The sequence below is a fragment of the Allobosea sp. GW821-FHT12C12 genome, from assembly GCF_058807355.1.
Window position 1 is genome coordinate 104,116 of the sequence record NZ_JBXAQP010000015.1, and the last position, 16,606, is coordinate 120,721.

At 68.8% G+C, this 16,606-nt stretch carries 15 protein-coding genes, 2 tRNA genes and 1 pseudogene; 11 read left to right on the top strand and 7 right to left on the bottom strand.

What is annotated here, in order from left to right; all coding sequences use genetic code 11:
- Positions 1-5 precede the first annotated feature (5 nt).
- On the top strand, positions 6-1,115 hold the full coding sequence (locus AC1RRW_RS18975; protein WP_492902777.1) for an AI-2E family transporter: 1,110 nt from the start codon (positions 6-8) through the stop codon (positions 1,113-1,115).
- Between the two features lie 3 nt (positions 1,116-1,118).
- Entirely contained in the window at positions 1,119-1,811 is a 693-nt protein-coding gene (locus tag AC1RRW_RS18980; RefSeq protein WP_492902779.1) for a P-loop NTPase family protein, read from the top strand.
- On the opposite strand, the gene AC1RRW_RS18985 is transcribed toward AC1RRW_RS18980, so the two are convergent.
- Positions 1,812-3,065 carry an acyl-CoA desaturase gene (locus tag AC1RRW_RS18985; RefSeq protein ID WP_492902781.1) on the bottom strand — a complete coding sequence of 418 codons (1,254 nt, stop codon included), beginning with the start codon at positions 3,063-3,065 and terminating at the stop codon, positions 1,812-1,814.
- Between the two features lie 207 nt (positions 3,066-3,272).
- On the opposite strand from AC1RRW_RS18985, the gene AC1RRW_RS18990 reads away from it, so the two are divergent.
- Both AC1RRW_RS18990 and ppx read left to right on the top strand, forming a co-directional pair.
- Entirely contained in the window at positions 3,273-5,531 is a 2,259-nt protein-coding gene (locus AC1RRW_RS18990) for an RNA degradosome polyphosphate kinase (protein ID WP_492902783.1), read from the top strand.
- A gap of 7 nt (positions 5,532-5,538) precedes the next feature.
- Positions 5,539-7,053, top strand: coding sequence for an exopolyphosphatase (ppx, locus tag AC1RRW_RS18995; RefSeq protein ID WP_492902785.1), 1,515 nt, complete (start codon positions 5,539-5,541; stop codon positions 7,051-7,053).
- Between the two features lie 6 nt (positions 7,054-7,059).
- Here ppx and rnd read toward each other — a convergent pair whose 3' ends face one another.
- Entirely contained in the window at positions 7,060-8,199 is a 1,140-nt protein-coding gene (gene rnd, locus AC1RRW_RS19000) for a ribonuclease D (RefSeq protein WP_492902787.1), read from the bottom strand.
- Between the two features lie 142 nt (positions 8,200-8,341).
- On the opposite strand from rnd, the gene aspS reads away from it, so the two are divergent.
- The 3 genes from aspS to AC1RRW_RS19015 all read left to right on the top strand — a co-directional run bounded on the left by aspS (position 8,342) and on the right by AC1RRW_RS19015 (position 11,611).
- Positions 8,342-10,120 (top strand): aspartate--tRNA ligase, encoded by a 1,779-nt coding sequence (gene aspS / locus AC1RRW_RS19005; protein WP_492902804.1) that lies wholly within the window; start codon positions 8,342-8,344, stop codon positions 10,118-10,120.
- A 245-nt stretch (positions 10,121-10,365) separates the two neighbouring features.
- Positions 10,366-10,659, top strand: coding sequence for a hypothetical protein (locus AC1RRW_RS19010; RefSeq protein ID WP_492902788.1), 294 nt, complete (start codon positions 10,366-10,368; stop codon positions 10,657-10,659).
- A gap of 43 nt (positions 10,660-10,702) precedes the next feature.
- Positions 10,703-11,611 carry a glycosyltransferase family 2 protein gene (locus AC1RRW_RS19015; RefSeq protein WP_492902790.1) on the top strand — a complete coding sequence of 303 codons (909 nt, stop codon included), beginning with the start codon at positions 10,703-10,705 and terminating at the stop codon, positions 11,609-11,611.
- Here the strand turns inward: AC1RRW_RS19015 and AC1RRW_RS19020 are convergent.
- Together AC1RRW_RS19020 and AC1RRW_RS19025 are read right to left on the bottom strand one after the other, a co-directional pair.
- Positions 11,565-12,209: a CatB-related O-acetyltransferase gene (locus AC1RRW_RS19020; RefSeq protein ID WP_492902806.1), complete on the bottom strand. Its 645-nt coding sequence runs from the start codon at positions 12,207-12,209 to the stop codon at positions 11,565-11,567. The genes AC1RRW_RS19015 and AC1RRW_RS19020 overlap by 47 nt on opposite strands.
- Before the next feature lie 92 nt (positions 12,210-12,301).
- Entirely contained in the window at positions 12,302-14,206 is a 1,905-nt protein-coding gene (locus AC1RRW_RS19025; RefSeq protein ID WP_492902792.1) for an aq_1923 C-terminal domain, read from the bottom strand.
- Positions 14,207-14,362: 156 nt separating this feature from the next.
- On the opposite strand from AC1RRW_RS19025, the gene AC1RRW_RS19030 reads away from it, so the two are divergent.
- From AC1RRW_RS19030 to AC1RRW_RS19045, 4 genes are all read left to right on the top strand, one after another.
- A complete protein-coding gene (locus AC1RRW_RS19030; protein ID WP_492902794.1) occupies positions 14,363-14,833 on the top strand; it encodes a DUF192 domain-containing protein in 471 nt (156 codons plus the stop codon).
- Between the two features lie 131 nt (positions 14,834-14,964).
- Positions 14,965-15,041 (top strand) — tRNA-Pro (locus AC1RRW_RS19035).
- 57 nt (positions 15,042-15,098) lie between these two features.
- Positions 15,099-15,404, top strand: a complete 306-nt coding sequence (locus tag AC1RRW_RS19040; RefSeq protein ID WP_492902795.1) for an ETC complex I subunit — start codon at positions 15,099-15,101, stop codon at positions 15,402-15,404.
- Positions 15,405-15,484: 80 nt separating this feature from the next.
- A tRNA-Arg gene (locus AC1RRW_RS19045) sits at positions 15,485-15,561 on the top strand.
- Positions 15,562-15,610: 49 nt separating this feature from the next.
- On the opposite strand, the gene AC1RRW_RS19050 is transcribed toward AC1RRW_RS19045, so the two are convergent.
- From AC1RRW_RS19050 to AC1RRW_RS19060, 3 genes and pseudogenes are all read right to left on the bottom strand, one after another.
- Entirely contained in the window at positions 15,611-15,925 is a 315-nt protein-coding gene (locus tag AC1RRW_RS19050; protein ID WP_492902797.1) for a hypothetical protein, read from the bottom strand.
- Between the two features lie 115 nt (positions 15,926-16,040).
- Positions 16,041-16,334: a hypothetical protein gene (locus tag AC1RRW_RS19055; RefSeq protein WP_492902799.1), complete on the bottom strand. Its 294-nt coding sequence runs from the start codon at positions 16,332-16,334 to the stop codon at positions 16,041-16,043.
- A 185-nt stretch (positions 16,335-16,519) separates the two neighbouring features.
- A pseudogene (locus AC1RRW_RS19060) lies at positions 16,520-16,606 on the bottom strand (amino acid ABC transporter ATP-binding protein); the annotation flags it as partial.

The window sequence follows — 16,606 nt, forward strand, 5'->3', positions numbered from 1 at the left end:
GATCGATGACATTGCAACGTCAAATCGGCTTCTGGCTCGGCTCGCTGGTCGTCCTCGTGCTGCTCCTCGTGCTGCTGCGCGATATCATGTTGCCCTTCGTCGCGGCGCTGGTGCTGGCCTATCTGCTCGACCCGCTGGCCGACCGGCTGGAGCGCATGGGGCTCGGCCGGCTGACGGCGACGATCGTCATCCTCTGCCTGTTCCTGCTGGTGATCGCGCTCGCGCTGATCCTGCTCGCGCCGCTGCTCGGCCAGCAGCTCGTCGGCCTCGTCGAACGACTGCCGACGCTGGCGTCAAGGCTGCAGGCTCTGGTGCTGGAGCAGGGCGCGCCGCTGCTGGAGCGTCTCGGCGGCAGCAAGCTCGCCGAGGACGCGCAGAGTTCGTTCGGCAATCTCGTCGGCGAGGGCACCAGATGGGCCGGCAGCGTGCTGGCCTCGCTCTGGACCGGCGGCACAGCGATCGTCGGCGTGGTCTCGCTCTTCATCCTGACTCCGGTGATCGCATTCTACCTGCTGGTCGATTGGGACCGGATGTGCGCCACTGTCGATGGCTGGCTGCCGCTCGACCATCGCGACACGATCCGCGGCCTGCTGCACGAAATGGATGTCGCCATCGCCGGCTTCCTGCGCGGCCAGGCGCTGGTCTGCCTGCTGCTCGGCGTGTTCTACGCGGTCGGCCTGAGCCTGCTCGGGGTCAATTTCGGCGCGCTGATCGGCATCATCAGCGGCGTGCTCTCCTTCATCCCGTTCGTCGGCTCGCTGATCGGCCTCGTGCTCTCGGTCGGCGTCGCGCTGGTGCAGTTCTGGCCCGACTGGACGCTGCCGCTGGCGACGCTGACGGTCTTCGCCACGGGCCAGTTCCTCGAGGGCAACATCTTTCAGCCGAAATTCGTCGGCGATTCGATCGGCGTCCATCCGGTCTGGCTGATGTTCGCGCTGCTCGCCTTCGGCTCGCTGTTCGGTTTCGTCGGCCTTCTGATGGCGGTGCCGCTCGCGGCCGTGGTCGGCGTGCTCTGCCGCTTCGCGCTCAGGCAATACATGGCGAGCCATCTCTACCATGGCGGCGACGTGATGAAGGCCGTGGGCGTCGAGGCGCCCGTCGACTCCGACAGCTGATTGATGTCGGACCTGCCCGCCCGCCCGCGCCAGCTCGCCTTCGACCTGCCGGTCGACAGCCGCCACGGAATCGAGGATTTCCTGATCGGTCCGTCCAACGAGGCCGCCTACAACCAGATCGAGGCCTGGCCGGCCTGGCCCGACGCCTGGCTCAGGCTGGTCGGCCCCGAAGGGGCGGGCAAGACCCATCTCTCTGCGATCTGGGCACGGCGCGCCCATGCCTGGATCGTGCCGGTCGCGGCGGTGACGGACGAGAGCGTCCAGCATCTCGCCTCGAACGGCGCGCTCGCGGTCGAGGATTGCGACCGGGGCCCGCGCGACGAGGCGGCCCTGTTCCATCTGATGAACGCGCTCAAGGCCCGGGACGGCACGCTGCTGCTGACCGCCCGCACGGCGCCGGACCAGTGGGGCGTGAGACTGCCCGACCTGCTGTCGCGGCTGCGGCTTGCGCCTCACGCGACGATCGAGCCGCCGGACGATGCGCTGCTGCGCGCCGTTCTGGTGAAGCTCTTCATCGACCGGCAATTGATCATCGACACCGGCATCGTCGAGATGCTGGCCCTGCGCATGGAGCGTTCCTTCGCCGCCGCGCGCGCGCTGGTCGACGCGCTCGACAGGCTGTCGCTCGAGCGCGGCCGGCGCGTCACCCGCGCTCTGGCGGCGGAAACGCTGGCCGTCCTCTTCCCGGACGAGTGATCAGCCGCGCGACGGTTCCGCCGCAGGCCGCGCGACCAGGCGCGCATGCATCGCCTCGGTCAGCAGGTCGTGGGCGCGCGTCACGATCGCGTCGAGCGAGGGCGTGCGCGCGAACATCGCGGCGGCCGTCTCGGTCAGCTCCTCGCGGCTCGGCAGCACCGGCAGCGCGGGCATGGCCGGCAGATGCAGCTGCGCGAACGCATCCTGCGCCTGCTGCTGCATTTCGGCCAGGCGGTCGCCGGCGCGGTGCTGGAGATCGGTAAGCGCGGCGCGCAGATCGGCCAGCGTCATCGTCGGCAGATGCAGGTCGGACAGGCTCGGCGTCGCCGCATAGGCCTCCCAGAACGCGGCGACCGCGCGTTCGAGCGGCACCGACGCGGCCAGCCGCTCGGCCGAACGCTCGATCACGCGCGGCGGCAGCCCCTGCGAGCGCTCGACGATCGCCTGCGGCGGCGCCTTCAGGTCCCAGAACAGGCCGAGTTTGGAGGCTCCGAGGATGATGTACCAGGTCGGATCCCACTGCCACCAGCGGAAGCCCTGCCGGACGCTGTACTGATAGGCATGGTGGTTGTTGTGCCAGCCTTCGCCCATGGTGATGACCGCGAGCCACCAGTTGTTGCGGCTCTCGTCGCCGGTGACATAGTCCTTGTCGCCGTGCACATGCGCCAGCGAGTTGATGCAGAAGGTGCCGTGATAGACGGCGACGGTCGACCAGAAGAAGCCGACGAAGAGCCCGGCCCAGCCGTCGATCGCAAAGCAGATCAGCGCCAGCACGATCGCCGGCGCGAGCTCGAAGCGATGCAGCAGCCGCAGCTCCGGGAATTTCGTCAGGTCCGTGATGGTCGAGGTGTCGAGGCGGTGGTGCTGCTTCGAGAAGATCCAGCCGAGATGCGAATAGACGAAGCCCGTATGCACCGGCGAATGCACGTCGAGCTCGGTGTCGGCATGGCGGTGGTGGTGCCGGTGCTTGGAGGCCCACCACAGCACGCTCTTCTGCGCCGTCGACTGCGCGAGCACGGCCAGCGCGAACTGCATGAACCGGCTGGTCTTGTAGGTCCGGTGCGAGAAGTAGCGGTGATAGCCGCCGGTGACGGCGAACATGCGCAGCCAGTAGAGCCCGATCGCGAGCCAGACCGAGGTCGCCGTGACGCCGCTCCAGAGCGCCCCGAAGCAGGCGAGATGGACGAGGACGAAGGGAACGGCGGAGGGGTAGACGATGTCGCCGTCGTCGAGCGGGGTCGCGCTGTCGGTCAAGAAGGCCTCTGTCGGATGCGGGTGGCGGAAGGACGGTTTTCCGGCGGCGGACGACGGATCGACGCCGGATCGTTCATATATGCACGAAACAGGAGAGCCTGTCGCGGCGCAAGGGGACTCCTCGCCGCGGACCGGCGCGCACATCGCCGGCGCTTCGCGCGATCATGACGCGAAAGACAGCGCGCGTCATCGAAACGTCACGCTAGGATGGCTTCAACAAGCCCAGAGGAGAGCGGCGTGGCCAAGGCAGCGATCAGGACGACGGAACAGCCGATGCACGTGGACCCTGTTCAGCTCAAGGTCGCCGAGCCTGCCGGCGGGGAGGCGCTCGATCCGCGCCATTCGCCCTCGCGCTTCATGAACCGGGAGCTGTCCTGGCTGCAGTTCAACCGCCGGGTCATGGAGGAGGCGTCGAACCGTCACCATCCGCTGCTCGAGCAGTTGCGCTTCCTCTCGATCTCGGCCGCCAATCTCGACGAGTTCTTCATGGTCCGCGTCTCGGGCCTGCGCGAGCAGCACAAGGCCGGCGTCGTGACGCCGAGCCAGGACGGGCTGACGCCGGCCGAGCAGCTCGTCGCGCTCGGCAAGGCCGTCACGGCCCTGACCGGCGACCAGCAGGCGCGCTGGGTCGAGCTCAAGCACGATCTGCACGAGAACCGCATCCACCTGCTGGCGCCCGGCGACATCGGCCCGCGGGAGCGGCTCTGGCTCGAGGACTATTTCCTGCACTACGTCTTCCCCGTGCTGACGCCGCTCGCGATCGACCCGGCCCATCCCTTCCCGTTCATTCCCAATCTCGGCTTCACCCTGGCTCTGGCGCTGGAGCGGTCCAGCGACGGGCGCCAGCTCGACGCGCTGATCCGCGTGCCGATCAAGATGGACCGCTTCATCGAACTGCCGGACCTGGCGCGCGAGGGGCTGCACCGCTTCATCACGCTGGAGGACACGGTCTCGCTGTTCATCAGCAAGCTCTTCCCCGGCTACGACGTGAAGGGCACCGGCTCGTTCCGGGTCATCCGCGACACCGATCTCGACATCGAGGAGGAGGCCGAGGATCTGGTGCGCGTCTTCGAGACCATGCTGAAGCTGCGCCGCCGCGGCGTCGTGATCCGGCTCGAGGTCAGCGCCGCCATGCCGGCGCATCTGCGCCGGCTGATCGTGCGCGAGCTCAAGGTCGGCCAGGACGAGGTCGTCGAGATCGAGGGCATGATCGGCCTGAACGAACTCTCGCAGCTCGTCGGGGTCGACCGCTCCGACCTCAAGTTCAAGCCCTACAACGCCCGCTTTCCCGAGCGCATCCGGGAGCATGGCGGCGACTGCTTCGCCGCGATTCGCCAGAAGGACCTGATCGTCCACCACCCCTATGAGAGCTTCGACGTCGTCGTGCAGTTCCTGCAGCAGGCGGCGCGCGACCCGTCGGTGGTCGCGATCAAGCAGACGCTCTATCGCACCTCCTCGAACTCGCCGATCGTGCATGCGCTGGCGGAGGCCGCCGAGGCCGGCAAGTCGGTCACCGCGCTGGTCGAGCTCAAGGCGCGCTTCGACGAGGAGGCGAACATCCGCTGGGCCAAGGATCTGGAGCGCGCCGGCGTGCAGGTCGTCTACGGCTTCATCGAGCTCAAGACCCACGCCAAGCTCTCGATGGTGGTGCGCCGCGAGGCCGGACAGCTCGTCAGCTACTGCCATATCGCGACCGGCAACTACCACCCGATCACGGCGCGCATCTATACCGACGTGTCCTTCTTCACCGCCGACCCGGTGATGTCGCAGGACGTCGCCCGCGTCTTCAACTTCATCACCGGCTATGCCGAGCCGGCCGAGCTGGAGAAGATGTCGGTCTCGCCGGTCGGCCTGAAGCAGCGCCTGCTCGCCGACATCGCCGAGGAGATCGCCCATGTGAAGGCGGGCCGCAAGGGCGCGATCTGGGGCAAGTGCAACTCGCTGGTCGACCCCGAGATCATCGACGCGCTCTACGATGCGAGCCGGGCCGGCGTCGAGATCGACTTCGTCGTGCGCGGCATCTGCTGCCTCCGGCCGGGCGTGCCCAACCTGTCGGAGAACATCCGGGTCAAGTCGATCGTCGGCCGCTTCCTGGAGCACACCCGCGTCTATGCCTTCGGGGCGGGCCACGGCCTGCCGTCGCCCAGGGCCAAGGCCTACATCTCCTCGGCCGATCTCATGCCGCGCAACCTCGACCGCCGCGTCGAGGCGCTGACGCCGATCCTGAACGCGACCGTGCATCAGCAGCTCCTCGAACAGATCATGCAGGCGAACTTCCTCGACAACGAACAGAGCTGGACGATCTTGCCCGATGGCGGTTCGCGACGCATTGTCCCGGCCCCGGGCGACGAGTCGTTCAACGCCCATAAATATTTCATGACCAATCCGAGCCTGTCCGGACGTGGAAAATCGCTTTCTAACTCCAGCCCCCGCAGTCTCGCCCGCAAATCGGGCAGGAAGGGCTGACCAGTTCGTGCTGCCGGGCTTCGCGCCCGGGCGGCTCGGCTTCGGCGAAACCATCGCGATCGTCGATATCGGCTCGAATTCCGTCCGTCTCGTGGTCTACGAGATGCTGGCGCGCGCGCCGGCCCAGGTTTTCAACGAGAAGGAGATGGCGGGCCTGGGCAAGCAGGTCGCCACCACCGGCCGCCTCGCCGAGGACGCCATGGCGCGCGCACTGGAGGCGCTGGTGCGCTTCCGCATCCTGTGCGACGCGATGCAGGTCGGCTCGATCCGCGTCATCGCGACGGCCGCCGCGCGCGAGGCCGCCAACGGTCCCGAGTTCCTGAAACGGGCGGAGAACGCGATCGGCCAGCCGATCGAACTGATCTCCGGCGATCGCGAGGCCTTTCTCTCCGGGCTCGGCGTGATCTCCGGTTTCGCCGAGCCCGAAGGCGTCGTCGGCGATCTCGGCGGCGGCTCGCTCGAACTCGTTTCGGTCGATGGCGACAGGGTCGGAACCGGCGTCAGCATGCCGATCGGCGGGCTCGCGCTGATGGACCGCTCCAAGGGCTCGCTCAAGGCGGCCGAGAAGATCGTGCGCGATCAGCTCGACGACCTGCCGCAGGTCGCGGCGATGCGCGGCAGGGACTTCTTCGCGGTCGGCGGCACCTGGCGCGCGCTGGCGACGCTGCACCAGCGCCAGGCCGGCTATCCGCTCAACGTCATGCACGGCTACACGGTGCCGGCTCGCGACCTGACCGATTTCACCCGGCTGGTCGAGCGGGCGGACGCCGCCGTGCTGGAGGCGATCGACACGGTCTCCTCGGCGCGCCGGCCGCTGCTCGCCTACGGCGCGCTGGTGCTCGACCTCCTGATCAAGCGCGGCCGGCCGCGAGCCGTGGTGATCTCCGCCAGCGGCGTGCGCGAAGGCATGCTGCACGACCTGCTGCCGGGCCACGAGCGAAGGGTCGATCCGCTCCTGCGCGGCGCGCAGGACTACAACCAGCTGCGCGCGCGCGAGCCGCGCCATGCCGCCGACCTGATCGCCTGGACGCGAAAGCTCGTCGCCAGCGCCGGCCTGCCCGAGGAAGACGGCGCGCGCAGGCTGGAGGAGGCCGCCTGTCTGCTCTCCGACATCGGCTGGCGGGCGCATCCGGACTATCGCGGCGAGCAGAGCCTCAACGTCATCGCGCATGCCGCCTTCAGCGGCGTCGACCATCCCGGCCGCGCCTTCCTGGCGCTGACGGTGTTCCACCGCTATGCCGGCGCGAAGACGGATTCGCCCTCGGCCGCCGGCCTGCGCCGCCTTCTGTCGCCGCGCCAGCTCGAAATGTCGCAGATTCTCGCCGGCGCCTTCCGCGTCGCCTATCTGCTCTCGGCCGGGATGCCCGGCATCCTGTCGCGCACCACGCTGACCTGCCTCGACAGCCGGCTGGTGCTGCGGTTGCCGTCCGACCTGACGGCCCTGGCCAGCGACCGTGTCATGGGCCGGCTGAAGCAGCTCGCAAAACTGCTCGGCCGCGAGCACGACATCGTCGCGGGTTGAATCCGGCTACGCGACGGTCACGCGTCCGCGCACGATCTTCAGGCTCAGTGCGCCGTTCTTCAGCGCCAGCGCCTTCTCGCCGAAGACCTCGCGCCGCCAGCCCTGCAGCGCCGGCACGCCGGCCTCGTCGTCGAAGGCGATCGCCTCCAGATCGTCGGAGGAGGCGATGATCTTGGGCGCCACGCGCTCGGCGTCGGCGACCGCCTTGAGCAGCACTTTCAGCAGGTCGAGCACCGCGCCGTTGCCGCCGCGGCCGCGCTCGCGCTCCAGCCGGGGCAGGGTCTTGGGATCGAACTCCAAACCCCGCTCGATCGCCGTCAGGACCTCGCCCCCGACGCGCGAGCGCTCGAAGCCGTTGGGCACCGAGCGCAGCTCGGCCAGCGCCTCGACCGAGCGCGGGCCGCGCTGGACGATGTCCATCAGCGCGTCGTCCTTGAGCACGCGCTGGCGCGGCACGTCGCGGCTTTGCGCCTCGCGCTCGCGCCAGGCGGCGAGCTCGATCAGCAGCGCCAGCTCCTTCGGCTTGCGGATGCGGCCCTTCAGCCGCTGCCAGGCGTTCTCCGGCCTGACCTCGTAGGTGCCGGGCGAGTTCAGCACCGACATCTCCTCGGCGACCCAGGCCTCTCGGCCGCTGGCGGCGATATCGGCCGAGAGCGCGAGATAGATGTCGCGCAGATGGGTTACGTCCGACTCGGCATAGGTGAGCTGCGCCTCGCTGAGCGGACGGCGCGACCAGTCGGTGAAGCGCGACGACTTGTCGATGCGGGCCTTGGCGAGATCGTTGGCGAGCTGCTCGTAGCCGACCGAATCGCCATAGCCGCAGACCATCGCGGCGACCTGCGTGTCGAACAGCGGCGCCGGAATCAGTCTGCCGATGATCCAGACGATCTCGAGATCCTGCCGCGCGGCGTGGAAGACCTTGACCACATGCTGGTTCGCCATCAGCAGCAGGAAGGGCGCGAGGTCGAGATCGGGCGCGAGCGGATCGACCAGCACGGCCTCGTCGGGCGAGGCGAGCTGGATCAGGCAGAGTTTCGGATAATAGGTCGTCTCCCGCAGGAACTCGGTGTCGACGGTGACGAAAGGGTGCCTGGCCAGCCGCGCGCAGGCGTCGGCGAGGGCGGCGGTCGTGGTGATGAGGCTCATGGCCGGCCTCTTAGCAGACGAAACGCCGTCATGTCGCGGGCGTTCTTGACAATCCGCCTATGGGCGTGTGCTTAACCCGCGAGCCGCCGCTTGCGCGTTGCGCGGCCGTGCGCAACGCCCCAACGAGACCCGTTCCGTGACCCTGCACCGCTATCGTTCGCATACCTGTGGCGCCCTTCGCGAGAGCGATGTCGGCCGGCAGGTCCGCCTCTCGGGCTGGTGTCACCGCATCCGCGACCATGGCGGCGTGCTTTTCATCGATCTGCGCGACCATTACGGCATGACGCAGGTCGTGATCGACCCGGATTCGCCGGCCTTCGGCGATGCCGAGGCCGTCCGCTCGGAATGGGTCGTCCGCATCGACGGCAAGGTCAAGCCGAGGCTCGCCGGCACCGAGAACGCCAACCTCGCGACCGGCGCCGTCGAGGTCTTCGCGACCGCGATCGAGGTGCTGGGCCCGTCGGCCGAACTGCCGCTGCCGGTCTTCGGCGATCTCGAATACCCCGAGGACACGCGGCTGAAATACCGCTTCCTCGATCTGCGCCGCGAGAAGCTGCACAACAACATCATGCTGCGGGGCAAGGTGATCGACTCGATCCGCATGCGCATGAAGAATTCCGGCTTCAACGAGTTCCAGACGCCGATCCTGACGGCGTCCTCGCCGGAAGGCGCGCGCGACTTCCTCGTGCCGAGCCGGCTGCATCCCGGAAAATTCTACGCGCTGCCGCAGGCGCCGCAGCAGTACAAGCAGCTCCTGATGATGGCGGGCTTCGACCGCTATTTCCAGATCGCGCCCTGCTTCCGCGACGAGGATCCGCGCGCCGACCGTCTGCCGGGCGAGTTCTACCAACTCGACGTCGAGATGAGCTTCGTCGAGCAGGACGACGTCTTCGCCACCATGGAGCCGGTGATCTCCGGCGTCTTCGAGGAGTTCGGCGGCGGCAGGTCGGTGACGAGGACCTGGCCGCGCATCCCCTATGCCGAGGCGATCGCGAAATACGGCTCGGACAAGCCGGATTTGCGCAACCCGCTGGTGATGCAGGACGTCTCGGAGCACTTTCGCGGCTCCGGCTTCAAGGTCTTCTCCCGCATCCTCGAGGACGAGAAGAACCGCGTCTGGGCGATCCCCGGTCCCAAGGCCGGCTCGCGCGCCTTCTGCGACCGGATGAATTCCTGGGCGCAGGGCGAGGGCCAGCCGGGGCTCGGCTACCTGATGATCAGGGAGGATGGCGAGGGGCAGGGGCCGATCGCCAACAACATCGATCCGGAGCGCGTCGCCGCGATCGTCGCCCAGATGGGTTTGCAGCCGGGCGACGCCTGCTTCTTCGCGGCCGGCAACCCCGGCAAGTTCCACAAATTCGCCGGCAGCGCCCGCAACAAGGTCGGCTCCGAGCTCGGGCTGGTCGACGAGAACGCCTATGCCTTCGCCTGGATCGTCGATTTCCCGATGTACGAATACGACGAGGACGAGAAACGGGTCGACTTCTCGCACAACCCGTTCTCGATGCCGCAGGGCGGGCTGGAGTCGCTGAGGAGCGACGACCCGCTGACGATCAAGGCGTTCCAGTACGACATCGCCTGCAACGGCTACGAGCTGGCCTCGGGCGGCATCCGCAACCACCGCCCCGAGGCGATGGTCAAGGCCTTCGAGATCGCCGGTTACAGCGAGGCGACGGTGATCGAGCGTTTCGGCGGCATGTACCGCGCCTTCCAGTACGGCGCGCCGCCCCACGGCGGCATGGCCGCCGGCATCGACCGCATCGTCATGCTGCTGGCGGGCGCGACGAACCTGCGCGAGGTCGCGCTCTTCCCGATGAACCAGCAGGCCGTCGACCTGCTGATGGGCGCGCCCTCAGAAGCCTCGCCGAAACAGTTGCGCGAGGCGCATCTGCGCGTCAACGCCCCGGAGAAGAACGGCTGATCCGCGATGTGCGCTGCCTCTGTCGCCCGGCCGCTTCCTCGCGTCCGAGGCGCAGCGCGGCGCCACGCCGGAGCCTCTCGCCAGCGTCCGCTCGACCTACATCACGGTCTCGGAAGCCCGGACGACCAATCAGGGCATCCGTCCGGAAGCCTGCGAGCGCGAGGAGCGCGCCGCCCTGCGCGAGCGCGCATGGACGGCATCCGCGCCGGACGATTCGACGGGCTCTGAGCGCGATCACGATGCCCTTGACGAAGCTCCGCCTTGCCGCGACGGTCGCGCTCGGCCTGTCGGCCTGCACCGCCATGGGGCCGCTGCCCGGCACGCCTGAATATGCGGCCTCAAAGGTCTCGCGCGGCTTCGATTGCGGCGTCAGGGTCGATCGCGGCCGCATCGTCGCAAGACTCGATCGCGAGGAGCGGGCGCGCTTCGCGGCCGCGAGCTCTGGCTTCGCGGTGAAGGCCTACAAGGCCCCGAAATCCTGCGATGCGAGCGAGCGCGCCGATATCCAGCGCGAGCTCGGCCATCTCGCCCGGCGCTGAATTCAGCTTGCCTGCGCCTGTCGATCCCGGCGACAAGGCCGACATGCCCGAAGAGACCCTCGCCAGCATCGCGGACCGCGTCACCGCCATCGTGGTGAGCCATGACAGCGCCGCCGTGCTGGGCGAGTGTCTGGCCGCGCTGCGCATCGAGGGCGTCCCGGCGATCGTCGTCGACAACGCCAGCGCCGACGCCAGCCGCGCCATCGCGGCGGATCATGGCGCGCAGCTCGTCGCCAACGCGCGCAACGAGGGCTATGGCCGCGCCAACAACGCCGGCGTTCAGGCGTGCCGCACGCCCTATGCGCTGATCGTCAACCCGGACCTCGTGGTGCGGCCGGGCGCGATCGCGGCCCTGCTGGAAGCGGCCGCGCGCTATCCCGACGCCGGGCTCTGCGCGCCGCGCATCGTCGAGCCCTCGGGGCGGGTGTTCCTGCAGCCGCGCTCGCTGCTCTCGCCGGGCCATCTCAATCTCGAGGGCGCGATGGCGCTGCCGGAGGGCGACGCCTGTCTGCCCTTCCTGTCGGGTGCCTGCCTGCTGGTCCGGCGCGACCTGTTCCTGGCGCTCGGCGGCTTCGATCCGGCGATCTTCCTGTTCTACGAGGATGACGACCTCTGCCGCCGGATGCGCGACGCCGGCCACGCGCTGGTGCATGTCGACGGAGCGGCCGCGCTGCACGGGCGAGGGCGCTCCAGCGAGCCGAGTTCCGCCCGTCGGTTCACCGCGCGCTGGCACCTTGCCTGGTCGCGTCGCTACGTCGCCGCCAAATACGGGCTGCCTCGTCCGGGGCTTGGCGCGATCCTAAAAGATGCAGCCAAGACAGTCGGTTATGGCCTGATCCTGAATCGGAATCGCATGATGGCGCACGCCGGAAGCGTCGCTGGGGCGCTCGCCTGGCGGCGTGGGATCAGCGCGCTCCGGCGTCAGGGTCTGGAGCCGGATCCGCGCGGCTGACGGCCGCGACCAGTTCCTCGATACGCTCCGACATCAGCAGCGGCAGCTGCGTCCTGATCCTCGCCTCCGGCAGTGCCCACCAGCGCGACGCCAGCAGGGCTGCGATCCGTTCTTCCGAAAAGCGCTTGCCGACCTCGCGCGCCGGATTGCCGGCGACGATCGCATAGGGCGGGACGTCCTTCGTCACGACGGCGCGCGCGCCGACGACCGCGCCATGGCCGATCGTGACCCCGGAGAGGATCAGGCATTGCGAGCCGAGCCAGACATCGTGGCCGATGACGACATCGCCGCGCGTGGTATCGCTGCCGGCCTGGTCCGCGACTTCGGGCCATTGCGCGGGGAAAGCCGGGAAGGGATAGGTCGTGACCCAGTCGAGCCGGTGGTTGCCGCCGAGCAGGATCTCGACGCCGTCGGCGATCGAGCCGTAGCGGCCGATCACGAGCCGGGCGCCGCTTTCGGCAAAGCGCACCTTGGGGCGCCCGTAGGTGTAGGCGCCGATGGCGATCTGTCCTGGCCGCCGGGCGATCAGATGGGCCAGATGCAGCCGCGTCTGGTTGTCGGGATTGAACGTCCGGGCGAGCCAGCCGCGTGGCGCCAGTGGCAGGCCGGCCCACAACGCGGCGAGCGCGCCGGGCCTCCAATCGGCATCCTCGGGCAGCAGGAGATCGCCTGGCTGACGCGCCGCCTGCGTCACTCGGCGCTGGCCTTGAGGTCGATCTTGTCGAAGATCTGTGTCGGCTCGGTGATCGTCAGCACGTCGGCGAGGCCTAGCCCCGCTCCCGACTTGGCGGTCGCCTGGACGGTAAGCCCGCGCGGCTGCGCGGCGAAGCGCGAGATCGCGGCCGTCAGCGTCTTTGCGGCGTCGGAGGGGCCGAGGATCGCCGACAGGCCGAGGCTCGCCATCATCGCATATTCGCGGCGCATGTCCTCGGGCTTGCGGTTGGCCTTGCGGGCCTCGTTCTCGACCAGCTTCTCGAACAGGCCGAGATTCTGCAGCTTCGCCTCGACGCTGCGGATCGTCGCGCCGAGCGCCGCGACCTGCGCCAGCGCCATGTCGCTGGCGAAGAGGTCCTTGGTGACGTTGCCGAGGATGCCCGAGATGTCGAGCTTCGCCATGTTGGCGCCGCCGAGCGAGACCGAGCGGACGCCGAGCTCGCTCTTGGCCGCGTCCCAGGCCATGTCGAGCCTGGCCGAGAGGTCGAGCGTCCGGTAGCCCATGGCGATCATGTCGCGCGCGGCCGGATTGCCCGGCCCCTCGACGACCGGCACGAGCAGATTGTCGAGCGTCAGGCTCATGGCGGTCGGCACGCCGTTGAGCTGCTCGCCGACCTTCAGCTCCATCACGCCGAGCCCGATCTTCATCGCCGGCTGCGGCTGGCCGCGGCGGGGCGGCTGCGGCGCGTCGACGGTCATGCCCGTCATGCGGACCGTGCCGATGGTCGGGATGAACTTGCGGAAGTCGATGTTGTCGAGGTCGGCGTCGGGCCTGGCGAGCAGCGCCTTGAGCTCCTCGATCATCGGCGAGAGCGAGAAGCCGGAATAGGAGATCGTCTCGAACTGGCCCTTCGCGCCGCCGCCGGCGAAGCTCATGCCCTCGAGCGCGAAGCCGCTCTTGGCCGGCGCGGTCTCGCCATAGCTGATCCGGGCGACCTTCATGTCGACGGTTTCGGCCTTGGCGCCCGGCGTCGGCGGGGTCGTGACCGTCATCGCGAAATCGCGCAGCTCGCCGTTGCCGTAGGAGACCTGGTCGTAGAGCGAGAGCAAGGCGAGCCCGATCCGCTTCTCGTCCTCGGTCTTGGGCTGCGTTGCCGATTTCGGCGCGCGCGCGTTCTTATCGGCCGCCTCGCTCAGGGCGGCGAGCCGCGACAGCACCTCGCCCAGCGGCTCGGGGCCGACCTTGGCGGCAAAGTTGGAGCCGCTCGACTTGCCGAGCGAGATCTTGCCGGCCTTGCCCATGTCGAGCGTGTAGCCGTCCTGCTCGAAGCGGGCGAAGAGCGGCTTGAGCGGCTCGCTCGCGCCGGGCTGCGCCTTCTCGGTCAGCACGCGCGCGAGATGGCGCGCATCGAACGCCTCGAAGCTGGTGCGCAGCAACTGGCCCGAGATGGCGGTCGCGCCGCCGCCGACCGCGCCTGCGGCCGAGCCGAGCGCGCCGCCGGCCGAACGCGGCGGCGTCGCTTCGCCGGTCGCCGCCGGGATCGCTCCAGATATCGTCGCGCTCGCCGCCGCGCCGCGTCCGATCAGCCCCTCCCTGACGTCGCTGAAGCGGACATCGCGATAGCGCGTCACCTGCTTCTGCGGTCCGAGCATCTGCTCGAACACGATTTCGGGCGCGCTGATCTCCGCCGCGTTGAGCTTGCCCAGACGAGACGTCGCGCTCTCGCCGCCGGCTCCGAGCAGCGCGGCGAAAGCCTCGCGCTCCAGCGTCGATCCCTTGACGTCGAGCTTCGGCGCCGAGATCACCAAAGCGCCGAAATCCAGCTTCACATTGTCGAGCTGGAAGTCGGCCGCGTGCGACGGGCTCGCCGCGACGCCGATCAGCAGGGCGCAGGCCAGCGGAACGGAGCGCGTCTGCCAAAGGCGTTTTGAAGCGAACATGATCATCTCCCGGTTCAGACGTGCGACCCTGCCGCAAGGGCGCGACGAAGGAAAGACGCAAACTCGGTCGAGGGTGCTGCAAATGCTTGACCGCAAGCCGAGGATCGTCGGTATCTGTCGCCTTTGCGGCGGTGCCGCGCGGTGGAGTGTCCGTCGATGAACGCCTTCAGACGCCTGTTCCTGGCCTGGTTAGCCAGCGTTGTGCTCGCCTTCGCGCCGCGGGCGGCGAGCGCGCAAGGCGCGCCGGCCGGGCTGGAGGCGCTGACCATCGTCAGCGGCGGCAAGCGCCATGCCTTCCAGGTCGAGGTGATGCGGACCAGCGAGCAGCGCGCCAAGGGGTTGATGCACCGCAACTATCTTCCGCCCGACCGCGGCATGCTGTTCGATTTCGGCCGCACCGAGCCTGTCGCGATGTGGATGGAGAACACCTTCATCCCTCTCGACATGCTGTTCATCCGGGCCGACGGCACGATCGCGCGGATCGCCGAACGGACCGAGCCGCTGTCGCGCCGGACGATTCCCTCGGGCGAGCCGGTGCTGTCGGTGCTGGAGATCAATGGCGGCATCAGCGAGAGCCTCGGAATCAAGGCGGGCGACAGGGTCGAGCACGGGCTGTTCAAGCGCTGAGAGGGCCGTGCCGGCGGGTCACTCGGCTGTTCCCATGCAAGGCGTTCGATGCTATGCGGAACGCCGTCGCGGCAGGCTGTCGAGAAGGTCGCGCGACGGGGGCTGAGGTCTTTGCGACCGATGACCATGTTCGGGGTATAGCGCAGCCCGGTAGCGCATCTGCTTTGGGAGCAGAGGGTCCCAGGTTCGAATCCTGGTGCCCCGACCATTTCTCGTGAGGATGCGGCCTGTCCGGCCGGCGACCCGTGGAGCGACGAGCGAGACCATGACCGCACGCATCTACCGCCCGGCCCGCACCGCGATGCAGTCCGGCACGGCCCAGACCGAGCGCTGGCTGCTCGAATACGAGCCGGAGCGGCCGCGCGAGATCGAGCCTCTGATGGGCTGGACCTCGTCGGGCGACATGAAGAGCCAGCTCAAGCTCTGGTTCGACAGCCGCGACGAGGCGGTCGCCTACGCCACCCGCAACGGCATCCCCTTCCGGGTCGAAAAGCCGCACGAGGCCAAGCGTCGCGGCCTGGCCTATTCCGACAATTTCAAATTCGGCCGCGTCGGCCAGTGGACGCATTGACCGGAACGGCGGTCGAACGCATTGAATCGAGCAGGACGCGCTCGCGCGTCTTTCCGGATCGGCGGAGTTTCCGCCGCGACGGGCCCGTAGCTCAGATGGATAGAGCAGCAGCCTTCTAAGCTGCTGGTCGCTGGTTCGAATCCAGCCGGGCTCGCCACTTTCCTGTCGCGCCGCGTCCGCGCTATCGGGGCGCACCGCGCCGGCGCTCAGTCCTCGCGTTCCCGGTTGCGCGGCTTTGCGATGCTCGCCTTCGGATGGCCGGACGCCTGCGCCACAACTGTCGCCGATCCGAACAGGACGAACGCCGCGAAGCCCGGCGGCGCGATCGCGATCGGCGCGGTGACGAGGCCCATGGCGCAGCCCCCCGAATCGCCGGCGCCGCATTTCGGATCGAGGATCATCGCCCCGACCACCAGCGCGACCGCGCCCGGCGGCCCGGCGATGAGGCCGATGAGCCCGATCTTGATTGCGCTGAGAGCGATCGTGGCCGTGCGGCGCTTTTTCCGCAGGGCATGCGACATCGAAGGAGGCGCGCTTCCTGGCCGCACGCGAAAAACCGGCCGTCGGTCCCGCGGGAACGACGGCCGGCTGTTCTCGGTGTCGATCAGGTGGCGGCTCCTAACCGCCTGAGGCGGATCAATCGCAGACGCGGGTCTCGCGGCGGACGACGCCGCGCCGGGTTTCCTCGCGCGTGGTCACGGTGCGGCAATTGCGGCCGCGGCGCTCGCGGAACTCGCGACGCTCGGCCCGGCGCTCGTAACGATCACGCTCGCGGGCCCGCTCCTCGCGACGGATGTCGCGATCGATGGCGCGTTCGCGCGGCGATCGCGTATCGACGCTGACGCCGCCGGGGCCGAGATTGATCGACTGGGCATAGGCCGAGCCGCTGACCAGCATGGCGGCGAGAATGGCCGGAATGATACGCTTCATGAAAGATGTCCTCCCTTTGACAGCCGACAACCGACGACGGCCGCGTTTGTTCCTGCGGGAGGGCGGCGGCGCTGCGGGCCGATGCCCGAATGCGCCGCCATGACGACGGGACGGCGCGCCGGGATGCCGGCGCGCCGCTTGAAAAACAATCCGGAGGCGCGCTCCCCGCGGAGCGCCGAGCGGCCTCAGTGCAGAATCTGGCTGAGGAAGAGCTTGGTTCGCTCGTGCTGCGGGTTCTTGAAGAACTCGTTCGGCTCGTTCATCTCGACGAT